The sequence below is a fragment of the Ochrobactrum sp. PL_is483 genome (assembly GCF_055816855.1).
This window is the reverse complement of the sequence record NZ_JBVPGS010000031.1, coordinates 67,580-84,403: the sequence shown is the minus strand read 5'-3', so window position 1 is coordinate 84,403 and position 16,824 is coordinate 67,580. Positions and strand designations below refer to the sequence as shown.

Here is a 16,824-nt window from a genome sequence, read left to right as displayed (position 1 = left end):
TCTCATTATGTCGTGACCACATGGAGGAGCCCGCCAATGAACGACACATCTGCCCGCAAGACCGCAATCATCACCGGATCGAATTCCGGGATCGGCCTCGGTATAGCCCATGCACTGGCGGCGGCGGGACACAACGTCGTGATAAATTCCTTCACCGACCGCGACGAGGATCATGCACTTGCCGCCAAGCTGGCTGAAGAGCATGGCGCAAGCGTGGTCTATATCGCCGCCGATATGTCAAAGGCGGATCAATGCCGCGCGCTGATCACAGAAACTGCAAGGCGGTTCGGCAGCGTGGGCATTCTCGTCAACAATGCCGGTATCCAGCATGTATCGCCAGTGGAAGAGTTTGCGCCTGAGCAATGGGACCGCATCATCGCGATCAACCTGACATCGGCCTTCCACACCTCCGCCGCCGCCATCCCGCATATGCGCAAGGCGGGCTGGGGCCGCATTATCAATATCGCCTCGGCGCACGGTCTCGTGGCTTCGCCGTTCAAGTCGGCCTATGTGGCCGCCAAGCACGGCATTGTCGGCTTTACCAAGACGCTGGCGCTGGAACTTGCGACCGCCAAGATCACCGCCAATTCCATCTGCCCCGGCTATGTTCTGACCCCGCTTGTCGAAGCGCAGATACCGGACCAGATGAAGGCTTACCACATGGACCGCGAAACCGTGATCCGCGACGTTATGCTGGACAAACAGCCGACGAAGGAATTCGTCACCACCGCGCAGATCGGGGCAGTTGCCGCCTTCCTCGCCAGCGATGCGGCAGCGCAGATCAACGGCGCTGCCATTCCCGTCGACGGCGGCTGGACGGCGGAGTAGCGCATCCCGAAAAGTGGAAGCCGGTTTTCGGATAAGATGCGCGTCAAGAAAGTTTAATGCTTTTGATCCGCATATCGGGCCAGGCTTGAGAAGGCGAGCACCACCAGCAGCAGGACTGGAAGCGCCAGAAACACCACGCCGAAGCCGCTGTGCTTGGCGACAAAGCCGATCAGCGACGGCGCCACCAGCATGCCGGAATAGCCAAGCGTAGTCGCGATGGACAGGCCGACGCTCGGATTGACGCCCGGCATGTTGCCAGCCATCGAAAAGGCTATCGGCACCATGTTGGAAATGCCGATCCCGCAGATCGCGAAACCGATAATCGCCATTGTCGAGCTGTTTCCGAGACCGACGATCAACATGCCGATGATGGCGATGGTTGTGCAGGCGCGCAGGGTTTTAACCGCGCCGAACCGGTCGCGGACCAGATCGCCCGCAAAACGCATGACGGCCATGGCACCTGAAAACGCCGCAAAACCAAAACCCGCCACTGTTACCGAAGCGCCCAGATCCTGGCGCATATGGTAAGCGCCCCAGTCAAGAATAGCGCCTTCCGGCACCATGGAAAACAGCGCCATGACGCCGACAAGCCATGGCAGAGGATTGCGCGGCAGGGTCAGCTTCTGCTTTTCGCCGCTTGGATGATGGTGCTCCGTGTCCGCAATGATCGACGGCCAGGCAATCGCGATCAGGATGGCGGCGATGATTGTCGTCACCAGCGCATGAACGGCCGACCCGAATTGCGCAATGAGAAAGCCGCCGCTTGCAGCACCGATCAAGCCGCCAAGGCTCCAGAAAGCGTGGCAGGACGACATGATCGCCCGGCGCATCTTTTTCTCGACCGCCACCGCATTGGCATTCATCGACACATCCATCGCGGCCATGGTCCCGCCGAAATAGAACATCACGATCACAGCCGTAACCACATTCGGAACCAGCGCGATGATGAGCAATGCCGGAATGAAGGCAAGCGCAAAAATGCGCACCACAATGCCCGAGCCGCGATGCGCCGAAAGAGCGCCCGCGACCGGCATCATGGCCAGGGAGCCGAGACCGAAGATCAGGATCATCAGCCCCATACCGGCGCTGTCGAGACCCAGACGTGCAGCAAATTCCGGGATTTTCGGGGCCCAGCCGCCGAAAATATAACCGTTCATCAGGAAGAGGAGCGCAACGGCGATCCGCTCTCTGGTTATGATCGGCGCACGCGTGGGCGCTGCATCTTCGCGCCCGGAAACCTGTTCCATTTTGCTCTCACCCGCACAAAATCAGCCTTCCACCCAACCACTGAATCGTGACGGCATGGCTGATGAAATCACTGTTTATCCTCAGATCCACGGAAAATCGAGAGCTCACAACCAATCAGTTGCGACTGAGCGCCGTTGCCGTGCCTGCAACGATCAGGGCCGCGCCGCCAGCCCGCTTCGCCCACAGACGCGCGCGTGACGCGGCCAGAACGCCTCTCGCTCTTGAAGCCGCAAGCGCATAGAGCGCATCGGTCATGCCCACCACCAGCGTGAAAGTGGCGATCAGAATTGCCGCCTGCGGCCAGTAAGGAAAGTTCAGATCAATGAATTGCGGCACGAAAGCCACAAAAAACACGATTGTCTTCGGGTGGAAAATCCCGATTGCAATATTGCTCAGGAAAGCGAGCCTGGGCGAAATGGGGCGCGTTTCCGTCACGCCCGCCACCGGCTCGCCTCTGCTTTTCCAGATTGCCATGACGCCAAGCCCGATCAGGTAAAGCGCACCCGCCCATTTGAGAATGGTAAAGGCTAGCGCCGATGCCGCCAGCAAGGCTCCCACGCCGGCCAGCGACAGGGTGATGGCGCAGAAATTGCCGACCGCCATTCCGGCAACGGAGGCCAGAGCCGTCCGCGTGCCGGATGAGATGGCATAGCCAACAATGCTGAGCACACCAGGACCGGGGATAAGCCCCATGACGAGCGAGGCCAGCACAAAGCCGATCCAAAGATGCATGTTCATGACTGCTCCCTCACATTCCCTACTCGCCGTAGACGATCAGCAGATCCTTCGCGTCGATCTGTTCGCCGGGGCGTACCAGCACTTCGGCGATGACACCATCGCGTTCGGCATGGATGGCGGTTTCCATCTTCATCGCTTCGATGGATAGAAGCACATCGCCCTGCGAAACCTTCTGACCGGTCGCCACGGCAACGGTCGAAACGACACCCGGCATCGGCGCGCCGACCTGCTTGTCGTTGCCCGCCTCCACCTTGCGGCGGACACCGCCCGAAGCGCCCTTGGCGCGGTTCGGCACCTTGATGCGGCGCGGCTGGCCGTTCAGCTCGAAGAACACCGTCACCATGCCCTTCTCGTCGGTCTCGCTCATCGCCTGATTGACGATCACCAGCGTCTTGCCGCGCTCCAGATCGACAAAGACTTCTTCTTCCGGCTTGAGGCCATAGAAATAAACCGGCGTCGGCAGCACGCTTGTCGGGCCATAGGTTTCCTGCGCGGCAGCATAATCCGTGAAGACTTTCGGATACATCAGCGCTGAGGCAAATTCCTGATCGGAAAGCTTGCGGCCCACTGTTTCCTCAAAGCCCTTGCGCTCCGCATCGAGATCGGCGGCAGGCAGAAGCGAGCCGGGACGCACGGTGAAAGGCTTTTCGCCCTTCAGAATCTTTTTCTGCAAGGCTTCCGGCCAGCCCGAAGGCGGCTGACCGAGATCGCCGCGCATCATCGACACCACCGAATCCGGGAAAGCAATGTCCTTGGCCGGGTTCTCCACGTCGGCAACGGTGAGGTCTTGGCTGACCATCATCAATGCCATGTCACCGACCACCTTCGAGGATGGCGTGACCTTGACGATATCGCCGAACATGCGGTTCACATCGGCATAGGCCTGCGCCACTTCATGCCAGCGCGTTTCAAGCCCCAGCGAACGCGCCTGTTCCTTCAGGTTTGTGAACTGTCCGCCCGGCATTTCATGGAGATAGACTTCCGAGGCCGGCCCCTTGAGGTCGCTTTCAAAGGCCGCATATTGGTTGCGCACCGCTTCCCAGTAAAAGGAAATGCGGCGGATCGACTGCGAGTCCAGTTCCGGATCGCGCTCCGAACCGTGCAGCGCCTCCACGATGGAACCCAGGCAAGGCTGCGACGTGTTGCCCGACAGCGCATCCATCGCCGCATCGACAATGTCGACGCCCGCATCGATTGCGGCAAGCACGGTCGCGGCCGAAATGCCTGACGTGTCATGCGTATGGAAATGGATCGGCAGATCGGTTTCCTCACGCAGCGCCTTGAACAGCACGCGCGCGGCGGCAGGCTTCAAAAGCCCCGCCATATCCTTCACCGCGATGATATGCGCGCCTGCCTTTTCGACTTCCTTCGCCAGATCGACATAATATTTGAGGTCGTACTTGGCGCGTTCCGGATTGAGGATATCGCCGGTGTAGCAGATCGCCGCTTCACAAAGCTTGTTTTCCTCCAGCACCGCATCCATCGACACGCGCATGTTCTCCACCCAGTTGAGGCTGTCGAAGACGCGGAACAGATCGATGCCGCCGCGCGCAGCTTCGCGCACGAAATATTTCACGACATTGTCGGGATAGGATTTGTAGCCAACACCGTTCGCACCGCGCAGAAGCATCTGCAGAAGAAGGTTCGGCGCGCCTTCACGCACCATCGCCAGACGCTCCCACGGGTCTTCTGTGAGGAAGCGCATCGAGACATCGAAGGTTGCGCCGCCCCAGCACTCCAGAGAAAACAGGTTCGGCAGCGCCTGCGCGTAGGAATTGGCGATACGGGCAATGTCATAGGTGCGCACGCGGGTGGCAAGCAGTGACTGATGCCCATCGCGCATGGTGGTGTCGGTAATCAGCGCACGCTTTTCATTGCGCACCCATTCGGCGAATTTCTTCGGCCCCAGCTGGTCCAGACGCTGCTTGGTGCCATCGAGCACCGGCTTGTCGCCGAACCACGGCACGCGCGGTTTGGCAGCATCGCTGGCAGGTTTCGCACGGCCCTTGGTTTCGGGATGTCCGTTGACGGTCACATCGGCAATATAGGTCAGAAGCTTGGTGGCGCGGTCCTGCCGCTTCACCTGCTCGAACAGTTCCGGCGTCGTGTCGATGAAGCGCGTCGTGTAATCGTTCGACTGGAATTTCGGATGATTGATGATCGCTTCGAGGAAAGTGAGGTTCGTCGCCACGCCGCGAATGCGGAATTCGCGGAGCGCCCGATCCATGCGGTGAATGGCTTCAAGCGGTGTCGAGCCGGAGGCCGTCACCTTCACCAGTAGCGGGTCGTAGTAGCGTGTGATGAACGCGCCTGAATAAGCCGTACCGCCGTCCAGACGGATGCCAAAGCCCGCCGCCGAGCGATAGGCCTGAATGCGCCCGTAGTCGGGAATAAAATTCTGTTCCGGGTCTTCCGTCGTAATACGGCATTGCAGCGCGTGACCGTTAAGCCGGATATCTTCCTGGCGGGGCACGCCTGATTCCGGCGTGCCGATGGCAAAGCCTTCGAGAATATGAATCTGCGCCTTGACGATGTCGATGCCGGTCACTTCTTCCGTGACCGTATGCTCCACCTGAATGCGTGGATTGACCTCGATGAAATAGAATTTGCCGCTATCGGCATCCATGAGGAACTCGACGGTCCCCGCGCCGATATAATCGGTAGCATGCGCAATCTTCAGGCCATAATTTGCCAGTTCCTGCCGCTGCGCATCGCCGAGATAGGGCGCGGGCGCGCGCTCCACGACCTTCTGGTTACGGCGCTGGATCGAGCAGTCACGCTCGAAAAGATGAACCGCATTGCCATGCGTATCGCCGAGAATCTGCACCTCGACATGGCGGGCGCGCTCAACGAGCTTTTCGAGGTAAACCTCATCCTTGCCGAAGGCGGCCTTGGCCTCGCGCTTGGCTTCCGTCACCTCGCGGGCGAGATCGGCCTCGGCGCGGATGGCGCGCATACCGCGCCCGCCGCCGCCCCAGCTTGCCTTCAGCATCAGCGGATAGCCGATTTCGGCGGCAAGCTTTTTCACCTCCTCCATGTCGTCCGGCAGCGGATCGGTGGCGGGCACCACCGGCACACCGATCTCGATGGCGAGATTGCGCGCCGCAACCTTGTTGCCGAGGCGGCGCATGGTTTCCGGCTTCGGACCGATGAAGATGATGCCGTTTTCGGCACAGGCTTCGGCAAATTCCGGGCTTTCCGACAACAGGCCATAACCCGGATGGATCGCATCGGCGCCCGAAAGCCTGGCAACGCGAATGATCTCGTCGATCGAAAGATAGCTTTCAATCGGGCCAAGGTCGCGGTCGAGATGCGGGCCGCGCCCTACCTGATAACTCTCGTCGGCCTTGAAGCGATGCAGGGAAAGTTTGTCTTCCTCGGCCCATATGGCCACCGTTTTGAGCCCCAGCTCGTTGGCGGCGCGGAATACGCGGATTGCAATTTCAGATCGGTTGGCGACCAGAATTTTCCGGATTGGCTTTTGGGCGAAAGACAAGGCAGATCTCCCTAACTGCAATGACAAAGGCAGCTTTGATTACATGGCAACAGGCCCAAGCGCAAACGAACTGTGCAACCGCAAGTTAAAAACAATATGCCCGGCTAAATGCCGGGCATATTGCTGAATTTTGTAGCAAATTTTGCTAATATATGAGGCACGAGTGCGGTTCCTATTTTGAGGCAATCACTGGAACCGCTCTCGTGCATTTGCTTTTGCGCATTATCCAACGCAAAACCGCTTCGCACTTTTGCTGGAAATGCTCCATTACTTCTGGAAGTAATTGTACTTGCCGTCTTCACCCTTGCGCCACTCGAACATGACGTAAGGCGACAGGCTTGGATCGCCCTTTGCATCGAAGGTGATGTCGCCGAGCACGGTCTTGAACGGGCCCTTTTCCTTCATCGCGGTGGCGACTTCCTGCGGGTCGTTGCTTCCGGCGGCATTGGCGGCACTGATCAGCGACTGCACACCCGCATAGGCGTAGAACGTATAGGCTTCCGGCTCGAAGCCCTTGTCGCGGAAAGCCTTGATCAGATCGGCGTTCGACTTGTCGTCGCGCGGATCGGGACCGAAGGTGTTCATGACGCCTGCCACGGCATCACCAGCAATCGAGGCCAGTTCGTTGGACACGATGCCATCGCCCGAAATGAACTGCGCCTTGAGGCCCTGATCGGCCATCTGACGAATGAGCAGACCGGCTTCCGGGTGCATGCCGCCCCAGTAAACCGCGGTGATTCCCGCCGCCTTCATCTTGGAGATGAGCGCGGAGAAATCCTTGTCGCCCTGGTTCACGCCTTCGTAGAGCGTCTCCTTCATGCCGCTTTCGTTGAGCGACTTCTTGGTCTCGTCGGCAAGGCCCTGACCATAGGGAGTCTTGTCGTGCAGGATGGCAACCTTGCCGTCCTTGTAATTGTCGGCCATGTATTTACCGGCAACGATGCCCTGCTTGTCGTCACGACGGCAGGTGCGGAAGGTGTTCCACAAGTCGCGCTCGGTGAAGGTCGGGTTGGTGGTGCCGGGCGCAATCATCAGCACGCCGTTTTCGGCATAGATGTCAGAAGTCGGAATGCTGACGCCGGAATTGAAGTGGCCGATGACGAACTGGACGCCATCGCCAACGAACTTGTTTGCAACCGAAATGCCCTGCTTCGGATCAGCTGCGTCGTCACCATAGACGATGGTGATCTGCTCGCCGTTCATGCCGCCCTTGGCATTGGCTTCCGCGACAGCCGCTTCCACACCGCGCTTGATCTGCTCGCCAAAAGCCGCCTGGCTGCCGGTCAACGGTGCGCCGACGCCCAGCTGGATGTCGGCGAAGGATACGCCGCCCATTGCCACCATTGCCGAGAGGCATACGCCGCAGAATAAGGATTTCTTCATTTCAGTTGCTCCCACTAAATCGCACTCCGAAGTTTGAAACGGTTTCCGGAATACGCATCAAAACAGTCATTCACGGCGACCGCCCGACCGAACCGGATGGCCACCATTCTTGCGGGCTTGAACAGCAATGGCTGGACCTGAACCCGGAATTTCGGATGGGAGGCTGCATCAGCCGTTGAAACGCAATTTGGGCTTGAACTGCCCGCGTTGAAACCGGTCCTCCCACCAGATCGCCAGTCAGACACCGGGAATCGCCCTACATCTGACAGCCATCGTAGATAGATTCCCTTTCATTAGGAAAGTAAAGTAATGATTTCGTCTATATTCTGCGTTTCACGCATGACTTTATGCGAGGTCGAAACATGAAAACGAAAATGCCCGGCATAAAGCCGGGCATCTCCACCAATCGGGAAAGAATATAAGCGAAACTTACTGCTGAACGTAAGTATATTTTCCGTCAGCGCCCTTTTCCCACTTATACATGACATAGCCGGGAAGCTTCGGATCGCCCTTTTCATCATAGGAGAGGTCGCCCAGCACCGTCTTGAACGGTCCCTTTTCCTTCATGGCCTTGGCGACTTCCTGCGGATCGTTGCTGCCGGCAGCCTTGGCGGCCTGGGCGAGCGACTGAACCGCCGCATAGGAATAAAGCGTGTAGGCTTCCGGCTCGAAACCGGCGTCACGGAACTTCTTCACCAGATCGGCATTGTTTGGGTTGTTGCGCGGATCGGGACCGAAGGTGTTAAGCGTGCCTTCGACAGCCGGACCGGCGATAGAGGCCAGCTCGTTCGACACGATGCCATCGCCCGAGATGAACTGGGCCTTCACGCCCTGATCGGCCATCTGGCGGATAATGAGACCGGCCTCAGCATGCAGCCCACCCCAGTAAACAACGGTCACGCCAGCCTGCTTGAGCTTGGCGATCAGCGCGGAGAAGTCCTTTTCACCGACGTTGACGCCTTCATAGAGGGTTTCCTTGGCGCCAAGTTCGTTGAGCTTCTTCTTGGTTTCGTCAGCAAGGCCCTGACCATAAGGGGTCTTGTCGTGAATAACGGCGACCTTCGCGTCCTTGAAATGATCGAAGATGTACTGACCGGCAACAATACCCTGCTGGTCGTCACGGCCACAGGTGCGGAAGGTGTTCCAAAGGCCCTGTTCGGTATATTGCGGGTTGGTCGCGCCGGGCGATATTTCGAGGATGCCATTCTCGGCATAGACCTGCGATGCAGGGATCGTGACGCCGGAATTGAAGTGACCGATGACGAACTTGACGCCATCAGCGGCGAACTTGTTGGCTACCGAAATCCCCTGCTTGGGATCGGATACGTCATCACCGACGGTAATGGCAATCTTCTCGCCATTGATGCCGCCCGCATCGTTGACTTCCTTGATCGCGGCTTCCGCGCCCTTTTGAATCTGCGCACCGTAAACAGCATTTGGCCCCGTTACAGGAACACCGATACCGACAAGCACGTCGGCCCAAGCCGAGCCCCCGAAAGCCATTACTGCTGCAAGTGCAACGCCTGAAAAAAGCGATTTCTTCATTGTTGAGACTCCCATCATTGTATTTACCCCGAACGATGTTTTGCATCGCCTTATTTTCTTGCTGATTACTCAGCAATATCTACGCTGAATCTTATTACTGTCAACGTGATCTTGTAAAAAAGCTTCGCCGCATAACGGCGAAGCTTTGAAATTATTTCGCTTTCCAGCTGAGAGGTGACGCCTTTTCATAAAGCCAGCCATACTGCCGCACCATTTGCTTGGTGCGCGTGTAGCGGAAGCCGATCGTGCCTATGATCATCAGGACAATCGTATCCACCAGATAGTACTGGGGCGAAAGAAGGGTTCCCTCGAACAGCGCGAAGTGGATGAAGCGCACCGCAGCGCCCAGTGGGATCAGGTAGATCAGCAGCTGCGGATAGGTGCGCCAGGTCGAAGCGCAGGCACGTCCCGTCATCCAGGCAGCCCAGCCGCCAAGCAGACAGGTGATGAGGAAAAACAACCAGAATGACGGTTCTTCGTAGAGAATACCTTGCATGATTTCCTCCTAGTGCCTTCCGCCTTCGAGATAGGCGGCGCGGACTTCCGGATCGGCCAGCAATTCACGGCCTGCGCCGCTCATGGTGATCGAGCCGTTGACCATCACATAGCCGCGGTCTGCGAGCTTCAGCGCACCGAATGCGTTCTGCTCGACGAGGAAAACCGTCAGCCCCTGGGTGCGGTTCAGTTCCTTGATCGCCTCGAAGATCTGCTTCACGATCAGCGGCGCCAGACCGAGCGACGGTTCATCCAGAAGCAGAAGCTTCGGACGCGCCATCAGCGCGCGGGCGATGGCCAGCATCTGCTGCTCGCCGCCCGAAAGCGTGCCGCCACGCTGGTTGATACGCTCCTTCAGGCGCGGGAACAGGTCGAACATCAGCTTTACGTCTTCATCGAAATATTGCTGATTATCGAGGCTCGCGCCCATCTGGAGATTTTCCAGAACCGTCATGCGCGGGAAGATGCGGCGGCCTTCCGGCGACTGCGCGATGCGCAACTTGGCAATCTCGTGCGGCGGCATGGATGTGATATCCTTGCCGTTGAAGAGAATGCGACCGGTGCGCGCCTTCGGCGAACCGAAGATCGTCATCATGAGCGTCGATTTTCCGGCGCCGTTGGCACCGATCAGCGCCACGATCTCGCCCTCGTCGACAGTCAGGTCGATGCCCTTCAGGGCGCAAATATTGCCGTAATAGGTTTCGACCTTCTCGACGGCCAGAAGCGGTTGCTTTTTCTGCATGGTTTCAGCCTGCATCATTCGCCTCCCTTCTTGGGCTTCGAGGAAGCCTTTGTAGGGGTTTTTGTCGGGGCTTTGGTGCGTTTCGCATCGCCCTTGGGAGCAGTCTTGTCGCCAGCCGGAACATCGGTTGCATCAACAGCGGAAGGCTTTTCGCCCGTCTCCTCGGCAATTTCCTCCTCGATGGCTTCCTCGGCAAGCTGGGCGGCGACCAGATGCGCCGGATCGACAACACCGGGCTTGTCCGCCTCTTCGATGAGTTCGGCGATTTCCTCGTCATCGACGCCGAGATAGGCGGCGATAACGCGCGGATCGTTCTTGACCTCTTCCGGCGCGCCATCGGAAATCTTGGTGCCGTATTCCAGAACGATCACATGATCGGAGATTTCCATGACGACCGACATGTCATGTTCGATCAGCAGGATCGATGTGCCGGTTTCCTTGCGGATATCGAGCAGAAGCTTGTTGAGCTCCGCCGATTCGCGCGGATTGAGACCGGCGGCAGGTTCGTCGAGGCAGAGGATTTCCGGCTCGGTGCACATTGCACGGGCGATCTCCAGACGGCGCTGATCGCCATAGGGCAGATCGCCTGCCGGATCGTCCGCACGGCCGATCAGGTTGATTTTCTCCAGCCAGTAACGCGCCTTTTCAACCGCTTCCTTCGCCGCCGACTTGTAGCCGGGCAGCCCCAGAAGACCCAGGATCGTATAACCGGAAGAACGCATCAGCGTGTTGTGCTGCGCAACGAGCAGGTTTTCCAGAACGGTGAGGCCCGAGAACAGGCGTATGTTCTGGAATGTGCGCGCCACCTTGGCGTGTCTGGTGATCTGGAAATCGGGAAGACGCTCCAGCAAGTACTTGTCGCCCGTCTTCCGGTTCATCGTCAGCATGCCGCCTGTCGGCTTGTAGAAGCCGGTGATGCAGTTGAAGACCGTGGTCTTGCCTGCACCGTTGGGGCCGATGATTGCCGTAATATCCCCGCGCTTCACATTGAAGCTCAGATCATTGATGGCGACGAGGCCACCGAAGCGCATCGAGAGATGCTCGACCTGAAGGATGGTGTCTTTTTGAGTGTTGCCGGACACAGTGCCAGACATTGTGCTTATCTCCGCCATCAGCCGTGCCCTTCCTTGGTAAAGGCACCCGACACCATCTTCTTCTCATGCAGGAACGCGCTCGGTTCTCGACTTCCGACGAAACCGCGCGGTTTCCAGACCATGACCACGACCATGGCGAGGCCGAAGATGAGCATACGGTAGAGTTCGGGGGTGAAATCAGGTCCGAAAATCGCTTTCAGGAAGCTCATTTCACGCAGGATTTCGGTACCGCCGATCATGACGATTGCCGCGATGGCGATGCCGACCAGAGAACCCATGCCACCGAGGACCACGATTGCGAGAATGACGGCGGATTCGAGGAACACGAAGGATTCCGGGCTGACGAAGCCCTGGCGTGCCGCAAAGAAGGAACCGGCGAAGCCACCAAACATCGCGCCCGTCGCAAAGGCCGTGAGCTTGGTCGTGGTGGTGTTGATGCCGAGCGAGCGGCAGGCGATTTCGTCTTCGCGCAACGCTTCCCATGCACGGCCAACCGGCATGCGACGCAGGCGGATGGTGACCCACGCCGTTAGCAGCGCCAGCAGAAGGATGACGTAATAAAGGAAGAACTTGTAATGCGCCGCCGAGAAGGTCAGTCCCATATGGGCCGCAAAACCATCTGGCCCCGCTTTGAAAGGCAGGCCGAAGAAGGTTGCCTTGGCAATGCCGGAAATGCCGAACGTGCCCTTCGTCAGATCGGTCCAATTGATGAGGACCAGACGGATGATTTCACCGAAGGCCAGCGTCACGATGGCGAGATAGTCACCGCGCAGGCGCAGGACCGGAAAGCCCAGAATAACGCCCCACGTCGCAGCGAGAATACCGGCAATCGGCAGCAGCATCCAGAAGGACAGGCCGAAATAGGTGGAAAGCAGCGCGTAGGAATAAGCGCCGACGGCATAGAAGGCGACGTAACCCAGATCGAGAAGACCGGCGAGGCCCACCACGATGTTGAGACCCCAGGCCAGCATCACATAGATGAGGATCTGAACGCCGAAATTGTCGACCCATTTGAGCGATCCCTGCCAGCCAAGCAGCGCGACGATCAGGATCGGGTAGACAAAGAGGAAGGCGACGCCAAGACGCGAGAAGTTGCGGCGCACGAAAGACGGACTTCCGACCGCAACGGCAGGCTGCTTGCTCTTGGCAAGCTTGCGCGCCTCCAGCCAGGGCTGGGCAAAGGCAACGAACAGGAAGCGGCCAATGGCGGCCAGCACGACGATGATGGCCAGCGCGCCCCAGCGCTGTTGCAGCACCAGTTCGTTGTTGATGTTCTGATCGGTCTTGAAACCGATGATGAGGCAGAAGAGGCCCAGCGCCAGAAGACCGGCGAAGAACCCTTCACGGATGGCCCGGCCAAAAAGGGAATCCGGGCGTGAACTCGACTGTGCAGCCATGATTAAACCTTTTCGACTTCAGGACGGCCAAGAATGCCGGACGGCATGAAGATCAGCACGATGGCAAGGATCGAGAACGCGGCAACGTCCTTGTAATCGATCGAGAAATAGGCCGACCACAACGCCTCGATGAGACCGATGAGCAAGCCACCGACCACAGCGCCGGGAAGCGAGCCGATGCCGCCCAGAACCGCTGCCGTGAACGCCTTGACGCCGGGAATGAAGCCGTCGGCAAAGGAAATCACGCCATAGAAGGAGAGGTAGAGCGTACCGGCCACCGCCGCCAGCATCGCACCCATCACGAAGGTAAGCGAAATGACGCGATCAACATTGATGCCAAGAAGCGCCGCCATCTTGCGGTCCTGTTCGCAGGCGCGCTGCGCACGGCCCAGCGAGGTGCGATTGACGATATACCAGAAGATCGTCAGCAGCACCGCGGTCACCACGATGACAACGATCTGCTTCAGCGAAATCGTCACGTTCGTACCGAAGATATTGAAGGAGCCGTTCAGAAGCTGCGGCACCGGCTTGTTGCGCGGACCCTGCGTCACCTGAACGAAATTCGACAAGGCAATCGACATGCCGATAGCCGTGATCAACGGCGCGAGGCGGAACGAACCGCGCAGCGGTCTGTAGGCCACGCGCTCGATCGTCCAGCTCCACAAGCCCGTCAGCAACATGGCGACGATCATCATCAACAGAAGCATCAGCGCAATCGGCAATGCTCCAATGAAAGTTGTGATGATGAGAAAAACAATCAGCGCCATGAAGGCGCCGAGCATGAAGACATCGCCATGAGCAAAGTTGATCATGCCGATAATGCCATAGACCATCGTATAGCCGATGGCGATCAGGCCATAGATCGAGCCGAGCGCAAGCCCGTTGATCACCTGCTGGAAGAAATATTCCATCGAGAAGCCACCCATTTTAACGTCCGGGGTTTTTTTGACGCATCTTTATTTCGTGCGCCTTCATTTTATTCCCGGTTAATTACACCTAACGGCTGTATAGAGGAATGCAAGCCCCTTTTGTCTCAGACAAAAGACTAAGGGCATCATCCCTCCACAAACTAGTCATGTCCCCTATCAAACGTCCTGTATATGTTTTTTTCTCCTACCCGGCGCGCTTTATTCCATATTTTTAGCGTTGCCCGAAAGCCAAAAAATTGGGGGCCAATAAGAAAATTACCAGCCGTACCCACTTTAGGGTCTTTCGGGAGACCAGGTTGCGGGCCTGGCGTCAGCCGGATTTTATTCCTGAACAAATCCCGACGCTGTCCCAGCCTCGTCCCCTCCACTGATCCTACGCGACTGTAAACCCGTGTGCAAAGGGATCGCGGTCATCGATAAAGATCGTATTATATCCCGTCATGCGTGCCCAGCCAGCAATTGAAGGGATGATTGCCGGGCGCCCGTCGACTTCCGCAGCGCGTTCCACGCGGCCGTGGAAAAGCGACCCGATGATGGATTCATGCACGAACTCATCGCCGGGCTTCAGCTTGCCCTTGGCAGCCAGTTGCGCCATGCGCGCAGACGTACCGGTTCCGCAGGGCGAACGGTCGATTGCCTTGTCGCCGTAGAAGACCGCATTGCGGGCATGCGCTTCCGGGTGTTTCGCCTTGCCGGTCCATAGAATATGGCTCAGACGATTGATGTCGGGCAGCAGCGGATGCTGGAACTTGTACTTCTCGTTCAGCCGCTCACGCAGGACCGGGCTCCACGCAATCAGTTGCAGCGCGGAATAATCTTCCATGTCCGTGTAATTTTCCTGGCGTTCGACAATGGCGTAGAAATTGCCGCCATAGGCCACATCAACCTTGAGGTTTCCAAGGTCGGGGCACTCGACTTCCAGCCCTTCGGCATAAAGGAAGGCCGGGACATTGGTGAGGCGCACGCGCTCGACATACTGGCCGTTCTGCTCATATTCGATGGCCACCAGACCGGCGGGCGTATCGAGATTGAGCTTGCCCGGCGTCTTCGGCGTCACCAGCCCCTGCTCTATCGCCATCGTCACGGTTCCAATCGTGCCATGACCGCACATCGGCAGGCAGCCGGAGGTTTCGATGAACAGCACCGCAACGTCGCAATCCGGGCGCGTGGGCGGATAGAGGATCGAGCCCGACATCATGTCATGGCCGCGCGGTTCGAACATCAGCCCGGTGCGAATCCAGTCATATTCGCGCAGAAAATGCGCCCGCTTTTCCATCATGGTCGAACCTTCCAGGTTCGGCCCGCCGCCAGCCACCAGACGCACGGGGTTGCCGCATGTATGTCCGTCGACGCAGAAGAATGAATGTCTTGCCATGATGGTCAGTTCCGAAAACGTTGTGGCTTGAAAGGTTCGATGTCGATTGCAGGCGCAGCCCCCGTGATAAGATCGCGGATAAGCCGCCCGGTCGCAGCCGACTGCGTGAGGCCGAGATGGCCATGGCCGAAGCCGTAATAGATATTGCCGCGCGCCGAAGCCCGGCCGATGACCGGCACCGAATCCGGCATGGATGGCCGATAGCCCATCCATTGCCGTCCGCCTTCGGTGCGAAGGCCCGGCAGAAACATGGAAGCCTTCTTTAGCATGGCTTCGGAACGCGCGAAATTGGGCGGCAGGTCAAGCCCGCCGAACTCCACCGCGCCGCCGACGCGCAGGCCTGTTTCCATCGGAGTGATGACGAAACCGTGGCCGGGGAATGTCAGCTGGCGCTTCACGTCGAAACTGCCGACCGGCAAGGTCGTATTATAACCGCGTTCCGTATCGAGCGGCACGGCATCGCCAAAACCTTTGGCGAGGTCACGCGACCACGCACCGGCCATCAGGACGAGATGCGCCGCCCTGATTTCGGTTCCGTCCTCAAGACGAACACTCGCCCCGCCATCGCCCGGTCTGGCATTCACGACCTTGGCCTGAAGGAAGCGCGCGCCCCTGCTTTCCGCATAGGACCAGATCGCCTTGCCGAACAGCTTCGGATCGCTCACATTCTTCCAGCCGGGAACGAAAGTTCCGGCAACGAAACGCGGGCTTAGTCCCGGCTGCAATTCGGCAAGCCGATCGCCGCGCACGTGTTCATAGGCAATTCCGGCATTTCCGCGAACATCCCAGCCCGGCTGCGAGGCGGCAAGCTCCGCTTCGCTTTCATAAAGTTCGAGATTGCCGTTCTCGTGCAGGCGATCGCGCAAGCCGGCCCGGTCGATCAGCGCCATCATCTCGCTGCCTGCAAGCCGCATGATATCTGCCTGCGCAATCGCGGTTTTAGCCAATGCATCCGCGCTGCTTTCGCGCCAGAAGCGATAAAGCCAGGGCACCATCTTCGGAAAATAGGAAGGACGGATCGTAAACGGCCCGAGCGGGTCCATCAGCCAGCCCGGCACCTTGCGCATGACGCCCTTGGAGGCGAGCGGAAGAATGTCGGAGAAAGCAAGCGCCGCAGCATTGCCGGAGCTGGTTTCCTCGCAAATGCCGGTTCTGTCGATAACCAGAACCTGACGCCCCGCTTCGGCAAGCAAGGCCGCTGTGGCCACGCCGACGATACCGCCGCCGATAATGAGAATATCCTGCTGACCCTGTGGATCAGATTTCATCTTGTGCGGCTCCCCACCGGATTCAATTCTGCCTGCAGCCTTGCCGAAAAACCAGCCCACATGGTCGTTTCGGCCAATCGGCAATCGTCATGTTCAACGCCAGCACGCAATTTCTGTCCATCATTTTTTTGGAATGACACTGTGCCGAAAGTTCGCCATCGCTTGAAAAAGCCACAAAGGCCAGATTAGGGCCAAGTCAGGGATCGACTACGCAAATCGTCACTTATTGATATATCAGAGATATATCTGTAGGATTGAACTATGTCAATCGTCGTAAACCACAGGG

Annotated in this window: 13 protein-coding genes; 1 reads left to right on the top strand and 12 read right to left on the bottom strand. The window is 58.3% G+C overall.

Going from position 1 to position 16,824, the window contains the following annotated elements; all coding sequences use genetic code 11:
• Positions 1-36 precede the first annotated feature (36 nt).
• Positions 37-828, top strand: a complete 792-nt coding sequence (locus tag AC0TNJ_RS07890; RefSeq protein ID WP_473767362.1) for a 3-hydroxybutyrate dehydrogenase — start codon at positions 37-39, stop codon at positions 826-828.
• A 53-nt stretch (positions 829-881) separates the two neighbouring features.
• Here AC0TNJ_RS07890 and AC0TNJ_RS07885 read toward each other — a convergent pair whose 3' ends face one another.
• The 12 genes from AC0TNJ_RS07885 to AC0TNJ_RS07830 form a co-directional block, all read right to left on the bottom strand.
• On the bottom strand, positions 882-2,075 hold the full coding sequence (locus AC0TNJ_RS07885) for an MFS transporter (RefSeq protein ID WP_473770773.1): 1,194 nt from the start codon (positions 2,073-2,075) through the stop codon (positions 882-884).
• Positions 2,076-2,190: 115 nt separating this feature from the next.
• A complete protein-coding gene (locus AC0TNJ_RS07880; protein ID WP_473770772.1) occupies positions 2,191-2,814 on the bottom strand; it encodes a LysE family translocator in 624 nt (207 codons plus the stop codon).
• Positions 2,815-2,833: 19 nt separating this feature from the next.
• Entirely contained in the window at positions 2,834-6,310 is a 3,477-nt protein-coding gene (pyc, locus tag AC0TNJ_RS07875; RefSeq protein WP_473770771.1) for a pyruvate carboxylase, read from the bottom strand.
• Between the two features lie 267 nt (positions 6,311-6,577).
• Positions 6,578-7,693, bottom strand: coding sequence for a branched-chain amino acid ABC transporter substrate-binding protein (locus AC0TNJ_RS07870; protein WP_473767365.1), 1,116 nt, complete (start codon positions 7,691-7,693; stop codon positions 6,578-6,580).
• A gap of 429 nt (positions 7,694-8,122) precedes the next feature.
• Positions 8,123-9,238 (bottom strand): branched-chain amino acid ABC transporter substrate-binding protein, encoded by a 1,116-nt coding sequence (locus tag AC0TNJ_RS07865; RefSeq protein WP_122000282.1) that lies wholly within the window; start codon positions 9,236-9,238, stop codon positions 8,123-8,125.
• 151 nt (positions 9,239-9,389) lie between these two features.
• On the bottom strand, positions 9,390-9,734 hold the full coding sequence (locus AC0TNJ_RS07860; protein WP_473770770.1) for a DUF6867 family protein: 345 nt from the start codon (positions 9,732-9,734) through the stop codon (positions 9,390-9,392).
• Positions 9,735-9,743: 9 nt separating this feature from the next.
• The gene (locus tag AC0TNJ_RS07855; protein WP_031347285.1) at positions 9,744-10,490 is read right to left on the bottom strand and encodes an ABC transporter ATP-binding protein; all 747 of its coding nucleotides are present in this window, start codon (positions 10,488-10,490) and stop codon (positions 9,744-9,746) included.
• Positions 10,490-11,557, bottom strand: a complete 1,068-nt coding sequence (locus AC0TNJ_RS07850; RefSeq protein WP_473770831.1) for an ABC transporter ATP-binding protein — start codon at positions 11,555-11,557, stop codon at positions 10,490-10,492. Before AC0TNJ_RS07850 ends, AC0TNJ_RS07855 begins: the two co-directional genes overlap by 1 nt.
• Before the next feature lie 29 nt (positions 11,558-11,586).
• The gene (livM, locus tag AC0TNJ_RS07845) at positions 11,587-12,966 is read right to left on the bottom strand and encodes a high-affinity branched-chain amino acid ABC transporter permease LivM (protein WP_473767367.1); all 1,380 of its coding nucleotides are present in this window, start codon (positions 12,964-12,966) and stop codon (positions 11,587-11,589) included.
• 2 nt (positions 12,967-12,968) lie between these two features.
• Complete coding sequence (locus AC0TNJ_RS07840) at positions 12,969-13,877, bottom strand: ABC transporter permease subunit (RefSeq protein WP_122000395.1); 909 nt, start codon at positions 13,875-13,877, stop codon at positions 12,969-12,971.
• A gap of 391 nt (positions 13,878-14,268) precedes the next feature.
• Positions 14,269-15,270, bottom strand: a complete 1,002-nt coding sequence (locus tag AC0TNJ_RS07835) for a 4-hydroxyproline epimerase (protein ID WP_473770769.1) — start codon at positions 15,268-15,270, stop codon at positions 14,269-14,271.
• 5 nt (positions 15,271-15,275) lie between these two features.
• Positions 15,276-16,538, bottom strand: a complete 1,263-nt coding sequence (locus tag AC0TNJ_RS07830) for an NAD(P)/FAD-dependent oxidoreductase (protein WP_473770768.1) — start codon at positions 16,536-16,538, stop codon at positions 15,276-15,278.
• Between the last annotated feature and the right edge of the window lie 286 nt (positions 16,539-16,824).